Origin of the sequence: Allostella sp. (genome assembly GCF_041913585.1) — a bacterium.
Classification (GTDB): Bacteria; Pseudomonadota; Alphaproteobacteria; order ATCC43930; family Allostellaceae; genus Allostella.
This window is the reverse complement of the sequence record NZ_JAYSFE010000280.1, coordinates 1-1925: the sequence shown is the minus strand read 5'-3', so window position 1 is coordinate 1925 and position 1925 is coordinate 1. Positions and strand designations below refer to the sequence as shown.

Here is a 1925-nt window from a genome sequence, read left to right as displayed (position 1 = left end):
CATTGCCCGGTCCCGTGCCCGCCGGCTTGCAGTCGATGCCGCCGCCGCTAGACTGCCGCCGCCGGACGGGCCGTCCGGTGCCGCCGGCACGAGCGCGAAGGAACCATGGCAGAGACGGACAAGCGGGGACCGCGGCTGGCGGTCGACATCGGCGGAACCTTCACCGACATCGTGCTCGAGGCGGGCGGCCGGCGCTGGACGCGCAAGGTGCTGACGACCCCGTCGGCGCCCGAGCTGGGCGTCATGGAGGGCGTCGCCGTCACCCTCGCCGACGCCGGCCTCGCCCTCGCCGGGATCGAGATGCTGGTCCACGGCACGACGCTCGCCACCAACGCCATCATCGAGCGCAAGGGCGCGGTGACGGCGCTGATCGCCACCGAGGGCTTCCGCGACACCGTCGATATCGCCTACGAGAGCCGCTACGACCAGTACGACATCTTCATCGAGAAGCCGCCGGCGCTGGTGCCGCGCTGGCGCCGCTTCACGGTGCCCGAGCGGGTCGACGTCAAGGGCCGGGTGCGGCTTCCCCTCGACCCGGCGGCCGTCGAGGCGCTGGTGCCGGCGATCGCGGCGGCGGGGGTCGAGAGCATCGCCGTCGCGCTGATGCATTCCTATGCCGAGCCGGCGCACGAGGCGGCGATCCGCGACATCCTCGCCCGCCGCCTGCCCGGCCTCCCGGTCACCCTCTCGTCCGAGGTCTGCCCCGAGATCCGCGAGTACGAGCGCACCTCGACCGCCATCGCCAACGCCTATGTCCAGCCGCTGATGGCCGGATATCTCGCCCGGCTGGAGCAGGCGCTGAAGGACGGCGGCTTCCGCGGCAGCGTCTACCTGATGACCTCGGGCGGCGGCCTGACGACGATCGCGACCGCCCGGCGCTTCCCCATCCGCCTCGTCGAATCGGGCCCCGCCGGCGGCGCCATCCTCGCCTCGCACATCGCCGCCGCGGCGGGGGAGGAGAAGGTGCTGTCCTACGACATGGGCGGGACGACGGCCAAGATCTGCCTCATCGAGAAGTACCGCCCGGCGAGCGCGCGGTCCTTCGAGGTCGACCGCGCCGCCCGCTTCCTCAAGGGCAGCGGCCTGCCCTTGCGCATCCCGGTCATCGAGATGGTGGAGATCGGGGCGGGCGGCGGCTCGATCGCCCGCGTCGACGCCCTCAAGCGCATCACCGTCGGCCCGGATTCGGCCGGGTCGGAGCCGGGCCCCGCCTGCTATGGCCGCGGCGGCCGGATGCCGACCGTGACCGACGCCGACCTCGTGCTCGGCAAGATCGACCCCGCCCGCTTCGCCGGCGGCAAGATCCCCCTCTATCCCGACCGCTCGGCCGCCGCGCTGGAGGCTGAGGTCGGCGAGGCGCTCGGCCTCGGGCCCGAGATGGCGGCCTTGGGCGTCGCCGAGATCGTCGACGAGAACATGGCCAACGCCGCCCGCGTCCACGCCGTCGAGCGCGGCGAGGCGGCCGACGCCCACACCCTCGTCGCCTTCGGCGGCGCCGCGCCGCTGCACGCCGCCCGGCTGGCCGAGAAGCTCGGCATCGACCGGGTGATCGTGCCGGTCAACGCCGGCGTCGGCTCCGCCGTCGGCTTCCTCCTCGCCCCCATCGCCTACGAGGTGGTGCGCAGCCGCTACATGCGGCTCGACGCGTTCGACGCGGGCCTGGCCAACCAGCTCCTCGACGCCATGACGGCCGAGGCCGACGCGGTCGTCGCCGCCGGCGCGGCCGGCCGCCCGCTGACGCGCACCCGCTACGCCTTCATGCGCTATGTCGGCCAGGGCCACGAGATCGTCGTCCCGCTCCCCGACCGCCCCCTGGTCGAATCCGACCGCACCGCCCTCCAGGCCGCCTACGACGCCGAATACCGCACCCTCTTCGCCCGCGTCGTCCCCACCGCCGCCGTCGAGGTGCTGAGCTGGGGCGTGGT

The 1925-nt window shown here is 73.9% G+C and carries 1 protein-coding gene; it reads left to right on the top strand.

From position 1 onward, the window contains the following. Positions 1 to 105: 105 nt before the first annotated feature. On the top strand, positions 106 to 1925 hold a 1820-nt coding region (locus ACE3Q3_RS24200), incomplete at its 3' end, for a hydantoinase/oxoprolinase family protein (RefSeq protein WP_374450398.1).